We start from the raw sequence: 20569 nt of genomic DNA on the forward strand, positions 1-20569 counted from the left end.
GCAAAGCAATTTCAATGTTGATAAGCTAGCAGTAGTTAGAATAATTATTATTTAGTTTCTAATTCCAAAAAAGGTCAAGGTGAGTAAGCAATGAAAAAAATCAACGAACAATTAAAAATGAAAATGCCAACCTACAAAAGAAAAAAAAGCATTGCTTATTTCTTTTACTCTTGTCTACTATTGGTATCGATTTCTTGTTTTTTGAGCGTGCATTTTCAAGAATGCGAGGCAGCTTCGCTCTATCAAGCGGGAGGGATAGCCATTGATTTGAGAACTGATTTACCTTATGGAATGGAGATAAGCCATGACGGTGGTGGTGGTCCTGATGGATCATTTGGAGGAAAATTACACGTAAAATTATACGGAACAGTGGACACTTCTCATACAGAAGCATTGAAGTTTCTTTCTTTTGGTACTGTAGGAATGCAATATGGACTGATGTTTCATTTGCCAGAAAATATAAGTGCAGATAATTTTAAAGCGGCTTATGACAAGGCTTTTGCGGATAATCCAGAAAATTTTTATTCAATTAGTGGACAAAAAAACACACAAATACCAATTGTTAACACAAAAGGAATGCGGACGTTTAACGGTTCTTCAGAAGATGGTTCACCGGGATGGGGTGATCCTGATCAAGATTATAGCGGAATTGATACTGAGCATCAGGTGATGTTTTGTGAACGGGGGGACACTATTAATTTTTCTTTTACTAAACTTTATGAAATTTGGCGACATGAACCTGACAAATCGGCCATAAAATTTGAACTTCATTTTGATTTAGATGTTGCTACTTTAATGAAGGATGGCGATTCAAAGGATTATTCCCTCAATAAAAATTTAACGAAACATCGCTTACCAGTATCAAATGTTTTGTCAGATGGTACTGAAAGTGATCAATTTTCGTTGTCGGCAGATTTTTTTGGTCGAACTTACGAATCAGATACAACGAATACGGTTAATCATAATTGGCTATTGTTTAGTTCGGATATGTGGTTACGTGCGACAAGTTTAGCGGCAGCAGCAAAGCAAGATCCAAATAATTTGAATCATCAAATTATCACTGGAATCACTGGGAAAGTGGCTACTTGGTCTTCTTATATCTCGCCATGGGACAGCGGCGATAAAGACAATCCATTATCCAATTACAATACCCAAGATGCCTCTAAATATCCTGAAATACCTGAAAGCAAAACGATGTTACCAGGGGATTTTTTATCACCAAAGTTTACGATGAACCAAAGACAAGACAATCCGCTTAATTGGACAGATGGGTATGTTGCTCAACGGTTTGCGCGCGTAGTTAATTTTCATACTCACACAGTTGATCCTAAGGCCAATGTGAATGTCTCTTCACAACAACAAAACGGGTTAACAACCTATTTATTTAGTGGCAAAGATGGTTGTGGGCTGCCGTTAGTCAATCCGCCAGGAACGGATTCTTCAGAGCCCACAGATAAAACATATATGCGCGTCACAATAGATCCATACCAAGTGCCAAGTTTAGAAAAGGCAGCTTTTGTTAAAGGTCAAACAACATTTCATCCGCAACAAAAGATACCAGTAGAACTAACCGTTAAGGCTCCGACAACTAGAAAAGTTCAGATTGAAGAAAAAATTTCAGGTGCTGCCCAAACTGATTTTCATAAAATTGGGGAGCAAGATTTAAAAAATTTACCAGTCACAGATGATTGCGTTAGTTTTAACTGTTTAGCAGATGCTTTACCAACTTCAGGAGATTACACATTAACATTTAGAATTCTTGATGTTGATGATACATCTAAAAGCTACTCAAATGAGAAAAGTTTAGCTGTGCACATTGATCAAGCGCAAATTAAAGTTAAATCTCAAGATACGGTTTATCAATATACTCAATGGCAACCAGAAAGTGAAGTGACTATCCTACAAACACCAGATGGTAAAAAAGGTGATTTTCGAGACGTAAGTGTCACCATATATAAACTGGACGGAGAGCAAAAGGTCCCAGTAGATGCGGTGGATACAAAAGTGGTTGGTAAATATGAAATTGATTATAACTACCTAGGATTAGAGGCGCAGACTGCACTAGAAGTCATTCCCTCTTCAGCTCATATTGGTGCACATAACGGCAGCTTTTCTGTAGGGACGCCCTTCGATCCAAAACGTCTTTTTGATAGTGCAACAGATAATGATGGACAGTCCATTCCTTATAGTAAGATAACGATTCGCTATACGCCTAAGCAGGTAAACGATGAAGTAGCGGGCATTTATAGAATTACTTATGATATCTCTAAAATAGTAGGTTTTAGTGAAAATATTACCGTTGATTGGACCTACTATTACTCTAATCGTCTAGACTTTTATCACTTATCTGAACAACTAATGCCTTTTGAGAACGTAAAATTTAATGGCCAAGATCAAACACAGACATTAAAAAGTTGTGAGATGAACATTGAAGATACGGGGGATCCTAATCGGACAACTGGCTGGCAGCTTGAAGTAGCCTATAATTTAAATGATCAGAAAACACAAGCGTGGAAAGACGCAGGGCTTGATCTCACGCTAAATCCAAAGTCAGTCGATTATGTAACAACTGAGCAAAATATTATGGTTAACGATGAGCAACAATTAGTAGCTGATGTAAGTAACCAATCTATCAAAAATAAAAAAGTTTTGACGAAATTACAATTATTGCCCACATTAACTATTTCAAAAGTCACACCTGCTGATAAATATGAAGCTCAGTTAATTTGGAACTTAGAAGCAACACCGTAAGGGAAGAGGGAATAGCTGTGAAATGGTTTATCTATGATTTATTGTTTGTTGCCTTTATTCTTGGTTTGCCAATTCAAGCACAAGCTGAAGACAAGACAACTGACGCACAAGCTGGCACAAAAGTCATGGTAATAGTGAAAGAGAGTGAGGATATTGTTCCACATCCCAATGAGCTTATACCTCAGACTAACGATATGCCAACTTCACGAGGACAACCTAATTTTTTACCAAAAACAAACGAGATTACGTCTCAAGAGACGATTTTAGGAATCGTGGTACTCGGAGGTACATTAATCGTCGGACTTTATAAAGAAAAGAGGAAAAATAATGAATAAAAAAATAATTGGTTTAACTGTCACTTTAGGAACGGGAATCTTTTTAATTGGACAACAAACTGTGAATGCGGCTGATAATACCAATACCACAGCGAATGTGTCGGTTTTGGGTGGCGGATTAACCATTACACCATTAGCACAAATTAACTTTGGGACGGTGACAAAAGACGGCCAAGATCATACGCAACCAGATCAAAGCAAGTCGCAACTTATCATTAATGATAATCGTGGGACAACGAATACAGGTTGGTATCTGACAGCGAATTTAGAAGATAAAGGAAAAGGTGTCACTGGCTTAGACGGAATGACACTTCATTTAGACACTAAAAAACCTGACGGATCTTCTGAAAAAGGTACCTTTACGGGCGTTGATTTAACCACAGATGCTTCAACCATTATTTCGCTAGATAAAAGTGATATCCGTTTATCAGACACTGTCACGACAGCCGATTTAAATGCAACGTTAAATATACCTAAAAGTATTGCTGCAAATACCTACTCTGGAACCATCGTCTGGAATGCCATCGATGGAGCACCCGCCTAAGAATTTAACATAAAACGATGTAAGAAAACGAGGCAGATAAATTGAAAAGAATTTTAAAGATACTTTTTATATTGACTATTCTCTGTTTAGGTGGAGCGATGCGTGCCTGGGCAGAGCCGTCTAATACCAATAGTTCAGCAACAATTGACAATGCGAATGCGTATACAGTCACACCCGTTTTCGGAGCAACTCAAAATAACAAAACCAGTAATTTTTTTGATATGACATTAACTCCGAAACAAAAAGATACATTCAAATTAACGATAACCAATACTACGCCGAACCCTCAAAAATTTAAAGTTCAGGTAAATACAGCAACAACAAATAGTAATGGGATAGTTGACTATACAAAAAGTAGCTTTGAAAAAGATCTATCGATGAGTTTGGTACTTAGTGATTTGATTAGTCCCAATAGGAAGGACATTAGTGTTCCTGGTAAACAATCACAAACGATTGATTTTCAAATAACGATGCCAGAAAAGTTATTCTCAGGAATTTTATTAGGTGGAGTGACGATTCGACCTGTAGAGATAGCTGGGGACCAAAGCAAGGGTGGGATTCAAAATGTTTATATGCATACGATTGCTATTCGGGTGAATGAAACAGCAGAGACCATACCTGCAAAATTGGAAAGTGGTTCTGTTAAAATTGGGCAAATTAACCGTCACAATACTGTTTCGATGGAAATTAAAAATCCACAGCGGAAGTTATTGTCAAAAGTCGAAGGAGATTTTTTTGTTAAAGAAAAAGGAACAAACAAAACGATCATTCACGAAAAGAAAAATAATCTTAGTTTTGCACCAAACACAAGGTTTGACCTACCTATTTTACTGAAAGATTCGTTTAAACCTGGAGACTATACCTATACCATTAAGTTGAAAAACCATGAGGGGAGCTGGACGTTCTCAAAAGATTTCACGATAAACAAAAAGCAAGCTGATCAGTATAATAAGCGTTCTGTTGATCATAAAGTCAAAAACCTTCACTGGCTTAAGTACCTCATGGCCTTTTTAATTCTAGTTATTTTAGGTGCCGTCTGCTATATCTTAGGAAAAAAGAAGGGAAAAATGAAGTTGTAAAACCTGCCTTTAAAATAGTTGACAATTATGCAGAAAAAATCATGCCAGTATGAATTATCTATGACATAAGGGAAGAATAGCTGTCTAGCAAGGATAAATTGTCAAATTAGCGTTAATTTACGCAAGTCATTGGTGTTCCTTATTTTGGAAAGTAGTATTATACTATTATTGTTCAATGATTCACAATAGAAACAAGGAGGAAAGAACCATGTATAAAGCAATTGTCGCAGCAAAAGGAAAAACAACAAAAATTGTTGAAAAAGAATCGCGTCCATTGAAAGATAATGAAGCGCGGTTGAAAATGGAAGTCTGTGGTGTCTGTCATACGGATTTACACGTTAAGAATGCAGATTTTGGCGATGTTAGCGGTTGTACCTTAGGGCACGAAGGAATTGGGATTGTGACGGAGGTTGGAAAAGACGTTACTAGTTTAAAGATTGGTGATCGTGCATCTGTTGCATGGTTTTATGAAGGCTGCGGGCATTGCGAATATTGTACTTCTGGTCGAGAAACGCTTTGTCGTTCAGTAAAAAATGCTGGATATACAGTTGATGGTGCCATGGCCGAAGAATGCATCGTCACAGACGGTTATGCAGTGAAAGTGCCAGAAAATTTAGCATCAGAGCCAGCTTCCTCTATTACTTGTGCAGGGGTAACAACCTACAAAGCGATAAAAGAATCTGGGATTCGTCCAGGTCAATGGCTAATGATTTCAGGATTAGGTGGGCTAGGTAATCTAGCTTTACAATATGCCAAGCATGTCTTTAATGCCAAAGTAGTAGCTGTTGATGTGAATGATAATCAGTTAACTTTTGCGAAAGAAATGGGTGCTGATCTTTTAATTAATCCAGTTAAAGATCCTGATTTTGCTGCACAACTTCAAAAAGAAATTGGCGGTGTTCATGCAGCAGTAGTCACTGCGGTAGCTAAATCAGCATTTAATGGCGCAGTCGATGCAGTCCGTGCGGGAGGAACGGTTGTCGCCGTTGGATTGCCTGTTGAGACAATGGATTTATCTATTCCACGTCTTGTTCTTGATGGCATTCACGTAGTCGGATCGTTAGTTGGAACCCGTCAAGATTTAAGCGAAGCTTTCCAATTCGGTGCAGAAGGAAAAGTTGTTCCTGTTTGTCAAACACGCCAACCAGAAGAAATTAATGCTATTTTTGAAGAAATGGAACAAGGAAAAATTCGCGGGCGCATGGTCATTGATTTTCGCAGTTAATTTAGTTTTTTAGTGATTCGTTGATTTAATCTGAAAACCATGAAAGGATGGATGGAATGTTTGCGAATCTTACTCTCCGTGAGAGACGACTGCTTAAACAAGCACAAGTGGGAGCCACAATTAGCTTTATTCTTTTGTTTGTACCAATTCTGACAATCAGTCTTTTGCATACTAGTGACTCATTAGCAAAATGGCTAGGTATAGTTGGGGTAATTATGGTTTTACCATTGTTGTATTTTGCGTGGCAGATTTTAAAGATAGCCTATAAAGATCAAAAAGATAATCCAACGCCTCCTTTGTGGGTTCCGAAAGTTTATGGGATTGGGCTTTCGATCAATCCCTATCACCGGTTTGGAAAGTTAATTTTTATATTGCTAGCGGTACTGATAGTTGGCATAATCATTAGTTTGCTTTTCACACCAGCAAGTCAAATCAATCACTAAAAAACGAGTAATTAACACCCTCTTGCTGAGCAGGAGGGTGTTGATTATTTTTAAATAGACTAAATTTGAGCAACAGGTATTAGATTTTTGAAAAAAGTCTTTCTTTTTCTGATGTGGATATTTTCGCAATAAAATCATCATTATAAGTGAATGAACAGGTTTATCAAGGGTTAATACTTGTTAATGGTGGCTGCTATAATTAACCGTTGACAAACACAAAAAAACCATCATACGATAATTATGTTATTAAAAAAGTGAAAAATTGGTAGTCAACAAATGAAAACGCATTCATTGGAAATTGTGATTCTGTACTAAATTTTTTATATAAGATGAAAATGGATTGTTTTCATTTAATAATTTATTGAAAGGATGTGTTTAGGAAGGGGTTACTGAAACTGACTTTCTAACAGTCTCAGTAAACTAAGAAAATCATTATGACTTTTCATCTGGATAAAACTTTGTTGGGTTTTGGATTTTGTGAGTAATTGTGTCGGAACTATTCTATGGGGAGCAATTTTAAGGAGGAAAAAATGAACAAAGAGTATCAGGGTAAAAAAATTTACGGTAAAAAGCACTGGTTGACATTTTTATTAGTGAGTTCGTCTGTATTGGCGTTCCATTCGTTTGTTACGATGGATTCTCAAATGGTTGATGCGCAAGAGCAAACAGCAAAAGAAGACGTAGCTGATTCAGCAACGTCAGTCGGAGCAATTGTGTCGATTGAAAAAGCGGAGAAAAACTTTGTCATTACGTATGCTTCTGGAAAAAAAGCACAAATTAGTATTTTAAACGACCATCTTTTTCGCTATCATCTAGATCCAACTGGTAAATTTGAAGAATATCCAACGCCAAATGATCCAAAGCATGTTGCGAAAATTACGGCTAAAACAATGGCCGACTATGGCACACAAGCCTTTGAGCAAACGAACATCACAGATTCAGGAAACCAATTTATTCTAGAAAATAATGGTTTAAAAATTATATTCGAAAAAGAAAGCGCTTTAATGAAGGTTCTAGACAAGAAAAAGAATCAAGTTATTTTAGAAGAAACCGCTCCGCTATCCTTTAAAAATGATAAAGCTACACAAACGTTAAAACAAAGTAGTCAAGAAAATTATTTTGGCGGAGGAACTCAAAATGGTCGATTTACGCATAAAGGAACAGCTATCCAGATTGTCAATACGAACAATTGGGTAGATGGCGGAGTAGCATCGCCTAACCCATTTTATTGGTCAACTGCAGGGTATGGCGTTGTTCGAAATACATGGAAACCTGGCAACTATGATTTTGGCAGTCATGATCCACAAACAACCACAACAACGCACGAAGGAACAGATTTTGATGCTTTTTATTTCTTTAATGATTCCTCAGCAGGTATTTTAAAAGATTACTATGAATTAACCGGGAAACCAGCTTTGATGCCAGAATACGGGTTCTATGAAGCGCATTTAAACGCGTATAATCGGGACTATTGGGTGAAAGTAGCAGAAGGAACCGCGGGAGCAGTTAAGTTTGAAGATGGTAATTTTTACAAAGAATACCAACCAGGCGATCTAGGAAACTTAAATGGCACGCTAGAATCTTTAAATGGAGAAAAAGAGAATTATCAATTTTCTGCACGCGCAGTTATTGATCGATATAAGAAAAACGATATGCCGTTAGGGTGGTTCTTGCCAAATGACGGTTACGGTGCTGGCTATGGCCAAACAGATTCATTGGACGGCGATGTACAAAACTTAAAAGAATTTACAGAGTATGCTCAAGCCAATGGTGTTGAAGTGGGGCTGTGGACCCAATCTAATCTCCATCCAGCGGATCCTAAAAATCCTAAAAAAGGAGAACGGGATATTGCGAAAGAAGTTAGTGTCGCTGGTGTTAAAGCTCTCAAAACTGACGTGGCGTGGGTTGGGTATGGGTATTCCTTTGGCTTAAATGGTGTAGAAGATGCTGCAAATGTTTTTGTAAAAGAAACAGACGGCGCAGTTCGTCCGATGATTGTCTCATTAGATGGTTGGGCCGGAACCCAACGGCACGCTGGTATTTGGACAGGCGATCAAACGGGTGGTCAATGGGAATATATTCGCTTCCATATCCCAACATATATCGGGACTTCGTTGTCTGGCCAACCAAATGTTGGTTCAGATATGGATGGAATTTTTGGTGGAAAAAATAAAGAGGTCAACATACGTGATTTCCAATGGAAAACTTTTACACCAGTGCAGCTAAATATGGACGGCTGGGGCTCCAATCCAAAAACGCCATTTGCTTTTGATCAAGAAGCCACAGATTTGAACCGAGCGTATCTAAAATTAAAATCAATGATGATGCCTTATAACTACAGTATTGCCAAGGAATCAGTTGATGGACTACCAATGGTACGGGCCATGGCTTTAGAATTTCCTAATGAAGGAACAGCATATACAAAAGATTCTCAATACCAATATATGTGGGGACCCAATTTACTCGTTGCCCCAATTTATAATGGCAATCAAGATGAGGCAGGAAATTCAATCCGTGATGGAATCTACTTACCAGATGAAAAACAAGTCTGGGTTGACTTATTTACAGGCGAAAAATATCAAGGTGGCCGTGTCTTAAATGGAGTAAAAACACCGCTGTGGAAGGTGCCCGTTTTCGTCAAAGATGGCAGTATTATCCCAATGACGAATCCAAACAACAATCCAAAGGAAATCCAACGGGATCAACGATCTTTCTTGATTTATCCAAATGGCGCCACTTCTTTTAATATGTATGAAGATGACGGAATTTCAACTAGTTATGAAGCTGGGCAATCAGCTACGACTAAAATAAATAGTCAAGGCCCTAAATCAAACGAAAAAGGGGATCTGACCGTTACTATCGAACCGACAAAAGGAAGTTATAGTGGCTTTGTTGATGAACGAAGCACCACGCTTGATTTGCTAGCTTCAGAAGCGCCCGAAAGCGTAACAGCAATGGTGGGGGGAACAGAAGTAACCTTGAAACAAGCAGCTAATAAAGAAGAATTTTTAGCTGGCACAAATCTATATTATTTTGATAAAGAATTCCAAGTGAATCAGTATCTTTCTGAAGCTTCAGGAGAAAAACTGAACCAATCAGCGTTATCAGTAAAACTAGCGAAACAATCTGTGACCGCCAAAGATGTTCAAATAACTGTCAAAGGTTTCATTAATAAAGGAACGGTTGACGGAGGAAATACAACGGTCGATGACCAGTTAACTATTCCGGCAAATGTCGCAATCAATGAAGAAAAAACAACGCCATCTTCTTTGACTCTTCAATGGGATCAAGTAACTGAGGCAACAAGCTATGAAGTAGAGCGTGACGGGACTGTTTTCGGAAATATTCAAACGAATACAGCAACATTTGATGGATTTTCCTTCCTAAGCGAACATACTTTTCGAGTTCGAGCTGTTGGAAAAAACGGGGTCTCTGAATGGAGTGAACCGATTAAAGGGAAAACACAAGATGATCCCTATAAAGAAACAATTAATCAAGTCAAAGCAACAAGTAATTTACCAGAACAACCGGGTGCAGAATTGAAGAAATTAACAGATAAAGATTTAAGTACAGGCTGGCATACGAACTGGTCAACTGGCATCGCTAATCCAAGTGATGGGAATTTCTTGACTTTAAAATTTGATCTTGGTGCGGAGTATCAAATGGATAAAATTGAATACTTGCCAAGAGACAATGCCGGCAACGGAAATATTTTGCAACTCCAGTATCGGACGTCGAAAGATGGAGCTAATTGGACAGAGTTTTCAGAACCTATTAACTGGAAGCAAGATGCTTTGACAAAAACCATTGAAACGAAGGACCAAGCGTATCGTTTTGTTGAAATGAAGGTATTAAAATCGGTGGGTAATTTTGGCTCTGGTCGTGAGATGCTCTTTTACAAACAACCAGGAACAGAAGGAATCTTACATGGAGACATTACTAACGATGGAACGATTGATGAAAATGATGCAATGAGTTATCGAAACTATACAGGCTTAGAATCTGTGGACAGTGACTTTAATGGCTATGTTGAAAAAGGCGATTTAAATAAAAATGGGGTAATTGATGCTTATGATATCAGTTATGTTTTACGACAATTAGATGGTGGGATTGAGATACCTGATGTCGAAGAAATTGCGGGCGGTTTATCCCTTGCTGTGGTTAATGAAAATGGCAAGGATACTTATCTTCCTGGCGATACATTAACCTTTACACTTAAAGGTCAAGACTTAAAAAACATTAATGCGTTAAGCACAAAAATGTCCTTTGATTCTAGCAAATTTGAACTTGTCGGTCAGCCTGCAACCACGAATAATACAAAACAAATGGAAAATTATTCTAAATATCGGAAACATTCAAATGATGTGGAGAATCTGTATTTAGTTCTTAGTAATCAAGGAAATAAACAATTGTTAAATGGTTCAATGGACTTAGTTACCTTTAAAGTTAAAGTAAAAGAAACAACTCGCGTAAAACGTGCGACAACTGTTGAGCAGCCATTACAATTTGATATGAGTCAAGGCTTATTAGTAGGCCAAGGATTCCAACAAGCCACACTTTCAGATTTTTCTGTAACAGTGAAGCCCACAGAGCTAGTAGATAAAGAGTTATTACAAGCGCTAATTACGCTAAATCAAGCACGTGTCGAAAAAGAATATACGCCTGAAACTTGGGCAATTTTTAAACCAGTCTTAGATGAGGCAGTAGCTGTTCTAGCCAATGAACAAGCCACACAGACAGACGTTTCTGCTGCTGTGGAAAACCTAAAAAAGGCTGTAGAACAGTTGGAAAAAATGCCTGATGTAGCGAATAAAGCTGATTTAGAAAAAGCAATTCAAGAGGGGCTAACGAAGAAACCAAGTGATGGGCAAGAATTCACCGAAGAAACTAAAAAAGTTCTCGAAGAGTCATTAGCAGCAGCTCAAAAAGTATTTGCTCAAGAAAAAGTTACCCAAGAAGAAATAGACCAAGCGACTAAAACATTGCGTGAAGCAATTGCACAATTAAAAGAACAACCCGTCGCCGTTGATAAGGAAACCTTAAAAGAGAAAATCGCTCAAGCCCGAGGAAGAAAGCCGGAAGAAGGATACCAATTTACAAAAGAAACAGAAAAACAATTGCAAGAAGCAATTCAAGCGGCTGAAGCAATCGTAGCGAAAGAAACGGCGACAAAAGAAGAAGTCTCAGCGGCTCTAAACGCATTGGAAACTGCAATGGCTCAATTAAAAGAAGTACCCCTTGTAAATAAAGACCAATTACAAGAAGTTGTCAAACGAGCGCAGCAAGTCACTCCAAGTGAAGGGCACCAATTTACTGCCTCCTCGTTACAAGATTTACAAAAAGCGCTTTTAGCAGCTAAAAACACATTGAAAAACCCAGCAGCTAATCAAAAAATGATTGAGGAAGCGGTTGCTGAATTAACTAGTGCCATTGATGGGTTACAAGAAGAAGCGTTAGTTACAGATAAAAAAGCCTTAGAGGCAATGATAGCCAAAGCAAAAGCAATCAAACCATCTGCCGGAAAAGAATTTACCAGCGAGTCTAAAGCGCGCTTAACTGAAGCAATTGACCAAGCGGAAGGGATTTTAGCTGATAAAAATGCTCGGCAAGAACAAATTGATACTGCTGAAAAAAATGTAAAAACTGCTTTGGATAGTTTAGAGGAACAAGTCCTTCAAGCGGATAAAACAAAGTTGAGAGAACTGCTTCAAAAAGCAGAAACCTTGAAACCTAAAGCAGCAAAACAATTTACAAAAGCATCGCAAGAAGCTTTAGCTGAAGCAATTAAACAAGCAAAAGCACTTGTTGAGGACCCAAATGCGACGCAAGAAGCTGTGGACAAATGTTTAAGTATTTTAGCACAAGCCATTGAAGCAATGGCAGAAGAGCCAATCAGTAGCAACTCTACAGGCAACAATGGAAATCATGGCACGGTTAGCGGGACTGGTGGTGTAACCAGTCCAGGAAAGGGCACAGCAGCAGGTGGAACGACAACAAAAACCACCACTTCTGGTACTTTGCCAAAAGCAAATGAAGTTGTTTCGCCAATCTGGTCAATCAGTGGTTTTCTATTGATAGTAAGTATTGGTTTAGGAAAATTATTCTTCAAAAATAAAAAAGACCAAAATTAGCGTATCATTAACTTACAAGGCGCATTTGTACAAAAACAGTGTGCAAATGCGCAAGTAAGTAATAGGAGAGGATTTTTACGAATGAAAAGAAAGAAAATCAAGAATCAACTACTTGTTTTAACAAGTATTCTCGTTCTTCTGAGTTTGGAAGTCGCTCCAGTTGTTACGTTGGCTGCAGAATTACCAAGTAGCTCGCTACAAACAGCTCTGTCCTCGGAAACGACAATTACTTCGGAAGAAAAAGTAATTGAAACAACCGAAACAACTGTTGCTACATCGACAACGTCCACTAGTAGTTCGTCATCTGAATCAAGTAGTTTTACCGATACGACTACCGAATCAACGAGTCAGTCAACGACAGAAACGACAACCACAAATACTAGTTCTGAAACAAAAAAAGAACCTACAGAGCCAACGGTATCATCAGAAATCACGCAGCCTGTTGAACAATCGCAACCACCACAAGTTCCTGTGACCAAGCAAGAACCTGAAGAACCTATTCAAGTTCCTGAAGCCACCAATAACGTTGTTGAAGAAAATCAGGCTGTATCGTTAAATCCGTCCCTCAAAGTAGATGAAATAGCTTCTTCAAATTTAAAAGGCTACGAACTTCCACTGTTGTCGTCTTTTGGCGAAAAGAAACGGGCAGTCGTGGTGGCTGAAGCATTAAGACACGTTGGGAAAACAAAAAAAGAATTTAATTTGACGGAGCAAGCATTGACCAGTAGTTTCCTTGCCCAAAAAATTTACCAACAATTATTTAAAATAGACATTGGCAGTACACCGCAAGAACAAATGACATTTGGTAAAGTTCGTTCTATAGAGGAGGCAGAACCTGGTGATCTGATTTTTTGGCAAACAGCTGAAGGAAAAACGCTTCAAAATGGTGTTTATCTTGGCCAAGGAAAATATTTAATTGCCGCAGCGGAAGCGGATTCTAAGGAGGAACCAGAAGTAATCGCTCAGTTAGAGAATATCTATACTGCCAAACAACAACCAGACTCAAAAGAGGAAATACGCTTGGTAGTGACTAATCCTTTCAAGGAGTTCACATTAACGGAGTATGGCAAAGAAGTTTTAGCAACATATGGTGCGTCATTTGAAATGCAGAAGTCAGAACAAACCACAGCGTTTATTAAAAAAATTGGTGAGACAGCCAGAGAACTTGGCGAAAAATACGATGTTTTTGCATCAGTGATGATAGCTCAGGCTATTTTAGAAAGTGGCTCTGGCGAAAGTCAACTAGCCAAAGAACCTTATTATAATCTCTTTGGCGTGAAAGGTTCGTTCCAAGGAAATAGTGTTAGCTTTTCAACAAAAGAGGCTGATCAGAGGGGCCAACTTTATACAATTTCCGCTGGGTTTCGCGATTACGGTGGCTATAATGACTCACTGCAAGATTATGTTCAATTACTCCGACAAGGGATTGACGGAAATCAAGATTTTTATAAACCAGCGTGGCGTTCGGAAGCCAAAAACTACCTTCAAGCAACGCGTTTTTTAACAGGTAAATATGCAACAGACAAGCAATACGATAATAAATTAAATTCGTTAATTGCGGTTTATAACTTAACGCAATTTGATTTACCAAAAACAGTGGACGGTTTGATTATCCAATCTAAAAATAAGCTGTCGGAAGCGGAACAGCAACAAATGCATTTTCCAGTCTATGATGGGATCAATTATAATCGAAGTGGTAGCTATCCCGTGGGCCAATGTACGTGGTATGTCTATAATCGTTTCAAACAGTTGGGCACTTCTTTGGATGAATTTATGGGAAATGGCAGTGACTGGGGAAGAAAAGGACGTGCATTAGGCTATCAAGTTAGTTCATTGCCTAAAGCTGGTCGTGCGATTAGTTTCCAACCAGGAGTTGCTGGCGCAGATAATCAATATGGACATGTTGCTTTTGTTGAAGCGGTCACTTCTGATGGAATCATTATTTCTGAAAGCAATGTCATCAATGATCAAACGATTTCGTATCGTGTCTTACCTAATGCAATTGCTTATAGTAGTGGCGTGACCTACATTGGCGCTTAAGCGACTCATTCAACAGGAAGAAGTGTGGATGTTTAAGTAAAAAATTAGCACAATGATCCATGTGTGAACTAACAAATTAAAATAACCAGAATCGACCAATGAATTGATTTTGTCATGTATAAAATGACAAGAACAGTTTGGCGGTTGATTCTTTGTTTTTCATCAACGAAGAGACAATAGTCCTCATGATTCGTTAGAAAAAGATGAATAGTCCAAAGTACTCTTTCTTGATGCTTTGTTATTTTATGTTTTTGTTTGCAGGAAACTACTGAAATCGCTATACTAAATTTATGTGAATATACTAACAGACAATCAATTTTTTTATCTCTTTTATTGGTGTATAAATTGATTGAACATTATAATCATTTGTCTTTTGTTGTGTAATTTTATATCTTCTTGAGAAAGGGATGAGTGAACAAATGGCTATTTATATATTAGAAGACCAAATTATTCAAGCAAAAGCGTTAGAAGCATTGTTAACAAATATCCTACATTCAAGAAATATTTATAATGAAACAATCCATTTATTTTCACGTTCAGATGAATTATTACAAGTGGCACACCAGGACGCCCAACTAAATATCTTTTTCCTAGATATTCAAATGAACAATCATATCCAGGCAGGATTTGAGGTTGCTAAAGAAATCAGAAAAACAGACAGTGAAAGTCTGATTGTATTTATTTCTACTCACACAGAATTAGTTTTAACTTCCTACAAATATATGGTTTCAGCTCTTCAATTTATTCAAAAGAACGTGGATTTTCTAGATTTCCAAAAAGAAGTTGAAACATGTGTCGATGCATATATTCAACAAAAAGAAAATATAAAGACAAAAAGTGAATATATTATCATTAACTTAAAAGCGTCTTCTATAAAAATGGATATTAATGATATTTATTTCTTTCAAACGGAATACGATCATCGTGTATCAATGGTTGGTAAAAATTTTAAAAGAGAATTTTATGGAACGTTATCAAAAATTGAACAACTGCATCCAGATTTGATTAGAGTCCATCAATCAATCATCATCAATAAAAAATATGCGTCAAAATTAAATTATAAAACGCATCTTTTAACCATGAGAGACGGAACGGAAGTACCAGTCTCAAGAAGATATTATACTCAGGTCAAGGCACTATTTCTTACTTAGGGAGGGATAATGACTAATTAAGGAATTATCTATCTATTAGTCGCTATATTCGTTATAATTTAGTGCAATACTTGAAGAGGAGGGCGATATGCTAATCGATTGGATTCTAAAAAATATTATGGATATGGATCAGGAAGATCAATCAGGAAAAACACAATGGACAAAGTATTATCTAACCGTTTATTTTTCTGGCTTATTTAATTTTCTGATGATTCTGATTTTATCAGTTTTATTTGGGACGTTAAGCGAAACCTTTATTGTATACGTCGTACTGATTTTTTTACGGCCTGTCGCAGGTGGCTGGCATGCAAAAACTAAATGGCTCTGTCGTCTAGAAAGCATTGTTATCTATGTCGCCATACCATTTGTATTGAAAAATTCTTCTGTGAGCTTACCGTTTATTTATAAAATTCTATTGATTTGCCTCTTAGTTGTATTATTTTATTGGTATGCGCCACAAGGAACAGCAATTGAACCTGTTCAACCATCTGATTTAAACGTGCTCAAAAAGCAAAGCTTTATAAGGGTGTGTTTACTTATTTTATGTAGTCTGTTTGTCAAAGAAAAGATTGCTTCAGTAATACTCTACGGTCTCGTCATCCAAGGTCTGATGATACTCCCTGTAACAAAAAATTTAATTGAAGGAAGTGTTTTTATGAAATTTGGTAAAAAAATAATTAAAAATGTTATTGAAAAAAGAGTTGCAAAAGTCAGTGATGGTGTGGGAACTAAGCCTAGATTAAATCAAAATTCGCCCAATATATTTGGACAATGGATGGGACAAACTGAAAAACCTAAAAAGAATATTGAAAAATGATTTTGTCGTTATTAGCTACTAACGTTTTGCTTGTATCTAGCTTTATCGTTTTTGTCTTTTTACGAGTAACATTGATTAAGATTGAATGTAAAATACCGTTACTTTCATTGCTTATTGTCATTAATCTTTGTTCGTTTGCGGCATTAATGTTGGGCTACTCTTGGTTGATTTATGCGCTGACAGTCGTTGTTTTTACAGGATTTTTACTCATTCACAAAAAGAGGTTCTCAATTTTTAAAGCGATATTTTTATCCGTTTTTACATTGCTTATGGTTTCGTTTATCAATTACACGGAGCAAACGATTTTAAGTGTTTTTTTTCAACAGATTTATCAAAATAAATTATTATGGATTGCCTCAAATGTTCTTCTGTTGCTTATAAATATCTGGATTGCTTTAAAAATTCCCAATAGTGTTTTTTTAAGATTAAATCGTGTGTTAGAAAATAGCCGAATTTTTTTTGGTTGTTTACTTTTATTGTTGATTCTGTTGTTACTTTTTGTGTTTTTGATTTCGCCAGAGATTTCACCTGACTTTATGCGAGGATTTGTCACGGTAAATAGTTCTAAATTGGAGTTATTAATAAGTGTAGGTTTATTTTTAATTCTGATTGGTTTAGTCATTGAAGCTTATTTGGAAGAACAACGTATCAACACTCAATTATTGAATAATTTAACGATTTATACTGAAAAAATAGAATCCATTAACGAAGAGCTAGCGATGTTTCGTCATGATTATAAAAATTTATTGTATAGTTTACAAATTGCTATTTCATACGAAGATATTCTGGAAATCAAAAGAATTTATGAAGAAACGATTGCACCAACCAAAAAAATTATTGATAATGAAGAATTTGAACTTATGAAGTTAAATCGTTTGAAAAATATGGAACTTAAGGCACTCATAAGTATGAAAATTAATACCGCAAAGCAAGCAAAACTAAAAGTGATTGTTGATGTGCCAGAAGTATTTATTCTTGATACATCAATCGACTTAGTGGTTGTGATTCGTTTGTTGGCTATTCTATTAGATAACGCGATTGAAAACAGTGCAAAATCAGAATTGAAAATGTTCGCTATCTCAATTTTCAATAAAAATGAAACACAAGAGTTTGTGATAACAAATAGTGTCCAAGCCGAATTTGATTTTAAAATTATGAAGAAAACCAAATTTAGTTCTAAAAGTAACCCAGAAGAGCACGGTTGGGGATTGTTATATGTAAAAGAAATTGTTGATTTTTCAGATCAATTTGATTTGCAAACGTCCTTCAATGAAGGATCGGTTACTCAACATTTAATTATTGAAAAAAATCATAATAGTAAAAAAGTTGTTAACGAATGAATTTGTTAACAACTTTTTTGCTATGGTATTGAGTTATGAGGGGCAATACAGGGAAAAATGTCGGCTGATTAAGGAATTTAGATAGTGCCGGTTAGGTAGTTGTCTATAATGAAAATAGCAACAAATATTTACGCAGGGAAAGGGGCGGTCGTTTAACGGGAAAAATTAGGGAGGATAAAGCAATACTTTTGTTGGGAAAAGAAATAAAAGGAAACTGGGGAAGGAGTTAATTGTTTGATGAAGGGAAATAAAATTTTATACATTTTAGGTACAGGCATCTTTGTTGGAAGTTCATGTCTATTTTCTTCACTTTTTGTAGCCGCAGAAGAACAAGTTTATTCAGAAAGTGAAGTTTCAACAGTTTTATCGAAGTTGGAAAAGGAGGCAATTTCTGAGGCAGCTGCTGAACAATATACGGTTGTAGATCGAAAAGAAGATGCGTGGGGGATGAAGCATCTTAAGTTAGAAAAGCAAACGGAAGGCGTTACTGTTGATTCAGATAATGTGATTATTCATTTAGATAGAAATGGTGCAGTAACAAGTGTTACAGGAAATCCAGTTGATCAAGTAGTGAAAATTCAATCGGTTGATGCAATCGGTGAAGAAGGAGTTAAAAAAATTATTGCTTCTGATAATCCAGAAACTAAAGATATTGTCTTTTTAGCTATTGACAAACGTGTAAATAATGAAGGGCAATTATTTTATAAAGTCAGAGTAACTTCTTCACCAACTGGTGACCCCGTATCATTGGTTTATAAAGTGAACGCTACAGATGGAACAATTATGGAAAAACAAGATTTAACGGAACATGTCGGTAGTGAAGTAACGTTAAAAAACTCTTTTCAAGTAACGTTTAATGTACCAGTTGAAAAAAGCAATACGGGAATTGCTTTACACGGAACGGATAACACAGGGGTTTACCATGCAGTAGTTGATGGCAAAAATAATTATTCTATTATTCAAGCGCCATCACTAGCGACATTAAATCAGAATGCTGTTGACGCCTATACGCATGGAAAATTTGTGAAAACATATTATGAAGATCATTTCCAACGACACAGTATTGATGATCGAGGGATGCCCATCTTGTCAGTTGTTGATGAACAACATCCAGATGCTTATGACAATGCTTTTTGGGATGGAAAAGCAATGCGTTATGGTGAAACAAGTACACCAACAGGAAAAACGTATGCTTCCTCTTTAGATGTAGTTGGTCATGAAATGACACATGGTGTGACGGAACATACTGCCGGTTTAGAATATTTAGGACAATCAGGTGCGTTGAATGAATCTTATTCTGATTTGATGGGTTATATTATTTCGGGTGCATCTAATCCAGAAATTGGTGCGGATACTCAGAGTGTTGACCGAAAAACAGGTATTCGAAATTTACAAACGCCAAGTAAACACGGACAACCAGAAACCATGGCTCAATACGACGATCGAGCACGGTATAAAGGAACGCCTTATTATGATCAAGGCGGTGTTCATTATAATAGTGGAATTATTAATCGGATTGGTTACACCATTATCCAGAACTTAGGCATTGAAAAAGCACAGACTATTTTCTACAGCTCGTTAGTAAATTACTTAACACCTAAAGCACAATTCAGTGATGCTCGTGATGCGATGCTTGCTGCTGCAAAAGTTCAATATGGCGATGAAGCAGCTTCAGTGGTGTCAGCAGCCTTTAACTCTGCTGGAATCGGAGCTAAAGAGGATATTCAGGTAAACCAACCAAGTGAATCTGTTCTGGTCAATGAATGAAAAAAATTCCCCAATTAAATAAAAATGGATAAGGAGTGGCATAATCTTATGAAAAAGTTCTCCATACGAAAAATTAGTGCTGGTTTTTTGTTTCTGATTTTAGTAACTTTGATAGCCGGTTTTAGCTTGTCTGCAAATGCAGAAGAGTATATCGTTCCTGCCGAAAGTCATTCACGACAAAAAAGATCGTTACTGGACCCTGAAGACAGAAGACAAGAAGTGGCAGATACAACCGAAGCGCCTTTTGCGTCAATCGGAAGAATCATTTCCCCTGCCAGTAAACCAGGCTATATTTCTTTAGGAACAGGCTTTGTTGTTGGAACCAATACAATTGTCACCAATAATCATGTGGCTGAAAGTTTTAAGAATGCCAAAGTATTAAATCCGAATGCCAAAGATGATGCTTGGTTTTATCCAGGTCGAGATGGCAGTGCGACACCATTTGGCAAATTCAAAGTGATTGATGTAGCTTTTTCCCCGAATGCGGATATTGCGGTAGTGACTGTCGGCAAACAAAACGATCGTCCAGATGGCCCAGAGTTGGGAGAAATTTTAACGCCATTTGTTTTGAAAAAGTTTGAATCTTCAGATACCCATGTCACAATATCAGGCTATCCAGGTGAGAAAAACCACACACAATGGTCTCATGAAAATGATTTGTTCACATCTAACTTTACAGACTTAGAAAATCCATTACTATTTTATGATATCGATACAACCGGTGGTCAATCTGGTTCACCAATCTATAATGCTCGGTTTGAAGTAGTTGGTGTTCATTCCAATGGGGGTATTAAGCAAACAGGAAATCATGGTCAAAGACTAAATGAAGTGAATTATAACTTTATTGTCAATCGAGTGGATGAAGAAGAAAATAAACGTTTATCCGCTGTGCCAGCAGCGTAAAGAACCATAAAAATACTCGGAATTTCCAGAATCACGGGAAATT

13 protein-coding genes are annotated in these 20569 nt (G+C 37.0%); all 13 read left to right on the top strand.

Annotation, left to right across the window (positions count from 1 at the left end; genetic code table 11):
• Positions 1–90 precede the first annotated feature (90 nt).
• The 13 genes from IGK96_RS05710 to sprE all read left to right on the top strand — a co-directional run bounded on the left by IGK96_RS05710 (position 91) and on the right by sprE (position 20526).
• Positions 91–2751 carry a bacterial Ig-like domain-containing protein gene (locus IGK96_RS05710; RefSeq protein WP_075578548.1) on the top strand — a complete coding sequence of 887 codons (2661 nt, stop codon included), beginning with the start codon at positions 91–93 and terminating at the stop codon, positions 2749–2751.
• Positions 2727–3086 (top strand): hypothetical protein, encoded by a 360-nt coding sequence (locus tag IGK96_RS05715; protein ID WP_002377171.1) that lies wholly within the window; start codon positions 2727–2729, stop codon positions 3084–3086. The genes IGK96_RS05710 and IGK96_RS05715 overlap by 25 nt, the downstream gene beginning before the upstream one ends.
• Positions 3079–3630 carry a hypothetical protein gene (locus tag IGK96_RS05720; RefSeq protein WP_002357217.1) on the top strand — a complete coding sequence of 184 codons (552 nt, stop codon included), beginning with the start codon at positions 3079–3081 and terminating at the stop codon, positions 3628–3630. The genes IGK96_RS05715 and IGK96_RS05720 overlap by 8 nt, the downstream gene beginning before the upstream one ends.
• A 98-nt stretch (positions 3631–3728) precedes the next feature.
• Positions 3729–4709 carry a DUF916 and DUF3324 domain-containing protein gene (locus tag IGK96_RS05725; RefSeq protein WP_033625017.1) on the top strand — a complete coding sequence of 327 codons (981 nt, stop codon included), beginning with the start codon at positions 3729–3731 and terminating at the stop codon, positions 4707–4709.
• A 208-nt stretch (positions 4710–4917) separates the two neighbouring features.
• On the top strand, positions 4918–5934 hold the full coding sequence (adhP, locus tag IGK96_RS05730) for an alcohol dehydrogenase AdhP (protein WP_002374623.1): 1017 nt from the start codon (positions 4918–4920) through the stop codon (positions 5932–5934).
• Between the two features lie 47 nt (positions 5935–5981).
• Positions 5982–6377 (top strand): hypothetical protein, encoded by a 396-nt coding sequence (locus IGK96_RS05735; protein ID WP_002408845.1) that lies wholly within the window; start codon positions 5982–5984, stop codon positions 6375–6377.
• Between the two features lie 503 nt (positions 6378–6880).
• Entirely contained in the window at positions 6881–12508 is a 5628-nt protein-coding gene (locus tag IGK96_RS05740; RefSeq protein WP_161975119.1) for a TIM-barrel domain-containing protein, read from the top strand.
• 81 nt (positions 12509–12589) lie between these two features.
• Positions 12590–14548 carry an amidase domain-containing protein gene (locus IGK96_RS05745; RefSeq protein ID WP_085443063.1) on the top strand — a complete coding sequence of 653 codons (1959 nt, stop codon included), beginning with the start codon at positions 12590–12592 and terminating at the stop codon, positions 14546–14548.
• 419 nt (positions 14549–14967) lie between these two features.
• Positions 14968–15699, top strand: a complete 732-nt coding sequence (gene fsrA, locus IGK96_RS05750) for a response regulator transcription factor FsrA (RefSeq protein ID WP_078126945.1) — start codon at positions 14968–14970, stop codon at positions 15697–15699.
• Between the two features lie 88 nt (positions 15700–15787).
• Positions 15788–16516 carry a quorum-sensing system protein FsrB gene (gene fsrB, locus IGK96_RS05755; RefSeq protein WP_085443064.1) on the top strand — a complete coding sequence of 243 codons (729 nt, stop codon included), beginning with the start codon at positions 15788–15790 and terminating at the stop codon, positions 16514–16516.
• Positions 16513–17856, top strand: coding sequence for a sensor histidine kinase FsrC (gene fsrC, locus IGK96_RS05760; RefSeq protein ID WP_085443065.1), 1344 nt, complete (start codon positions 16513–16515; stop codon positions 17854–17856). Before fsrB ends, fsrC begins: the two co-directional genes overlap by 4 nt.
• 234 nt (positions 17857–18090) lie before the next feature.
• Positions 18091–19623, top strand: coding sequence for a gelatinase GelE (gene gelE / locus IGK96_RS05765; protein ID WP_080113944.1), 1533 nt, complete (start codon positions 18091–18093; stop codon positions 19621–19623).
• 48 nt (positions 19624–19671) lie between these two features.
• The gene (gene sprE / locus IGK96_RS05770; protein ID WP_010713320.1) at positions 19672–20526 is read left to right on the top strand and encodes a serine proteinase SprE; all 855 of its coding nucleotides are present in this window, start codon (positions 19672–19674) and stop codon (positions 20524–20526) included.
• Positions 20527–20569 lie beyond the last annotated feature (43 nt).

The organism is Enterococcus sp. DIV0682, assembly GCF_051712685.1.
GTDB classification, from domain to species: domain Bacteria; phylum Bacillota; class Bacilli; order Lactobacillales; family Enterococcaceae; genus Enterococcus; species Enterococcus faecalis.

Bases quoted from the DNA above. Each gene is read 5' to 3' on its own strand.
- IGK96_RS05725 (WP_033625017.1), top strand. From the start codon at position 3,729: ATGCGTGCCTGGGCAGAGCCGTCTAATACCAATAGTTCAGCAACAATT.
- adhP (WP_002374623.1), top strand. From the start codon at position 4,918: ATGTATAAAGCAATTGTCGCAGCAAAAGGAAAAACAACAAAAATTGTT.
- sprE (WP_010713320.1), top strand. From the start codon at position 19,672: ATGAAAAAGTTCTCCATACGAAAAATTAGTGCTGGTTTTTTGTTTCTG.
- fsrC (WP_085443065.1), top strand. From the start codon at position 16,513: ATGATTTTGTCGTTATTAGCTACTAACGTTTTGCTTGTATCTAGCTTT.
- IGK96_RS05710 (WP_075578548.1), top strand. From the start codon at position 91: ATGAAAAAAATCAACGAACAATTAAAAATGAAAATGCCAACCTACAAA.
- IGK96_RS05735 (WP_002408845.1), top strand. From the start codon at position 5,982: ATGGATGGAATGTTTGCGAATCTTACTCTCCGTGAGAGACGACTGCTT.
- fsrA (WP_078126945.1), top strand. From the start codon at position 14,968: ATGGCTATTTATATATTAGAAGACCAAATTATTCAAGCAAAAGCGTTA.
- IGK96_RS05720 (WP_002357217.1), top strand. From the start codon at position 3,079: ATGAATAAAAAAATAATTGGTTTAACTGTCACTTTAGGAACGGGAATC.
- fsrB (WP_085443064.1), top strand. From the start codon at position 15,788: ATGCTAATCGATTGGATTCTAAAAAATATTATGGATATGGATCAGGAA.
- IGK96_RS05740 (WP_161975119.1), top strand. From the start codon at position 6,881: ATGGGGAGCAATTTTAAGGAGGAAAAAATGAACAAAGAGTATCAGGGT.
- IGK96_RS05745 (WP_085443063.1), top strand. From the start codon at position 12,590: ATGAAAAGAAAGAAAATCAAGAATCAACTACTTGTTTTAACAAGTATT.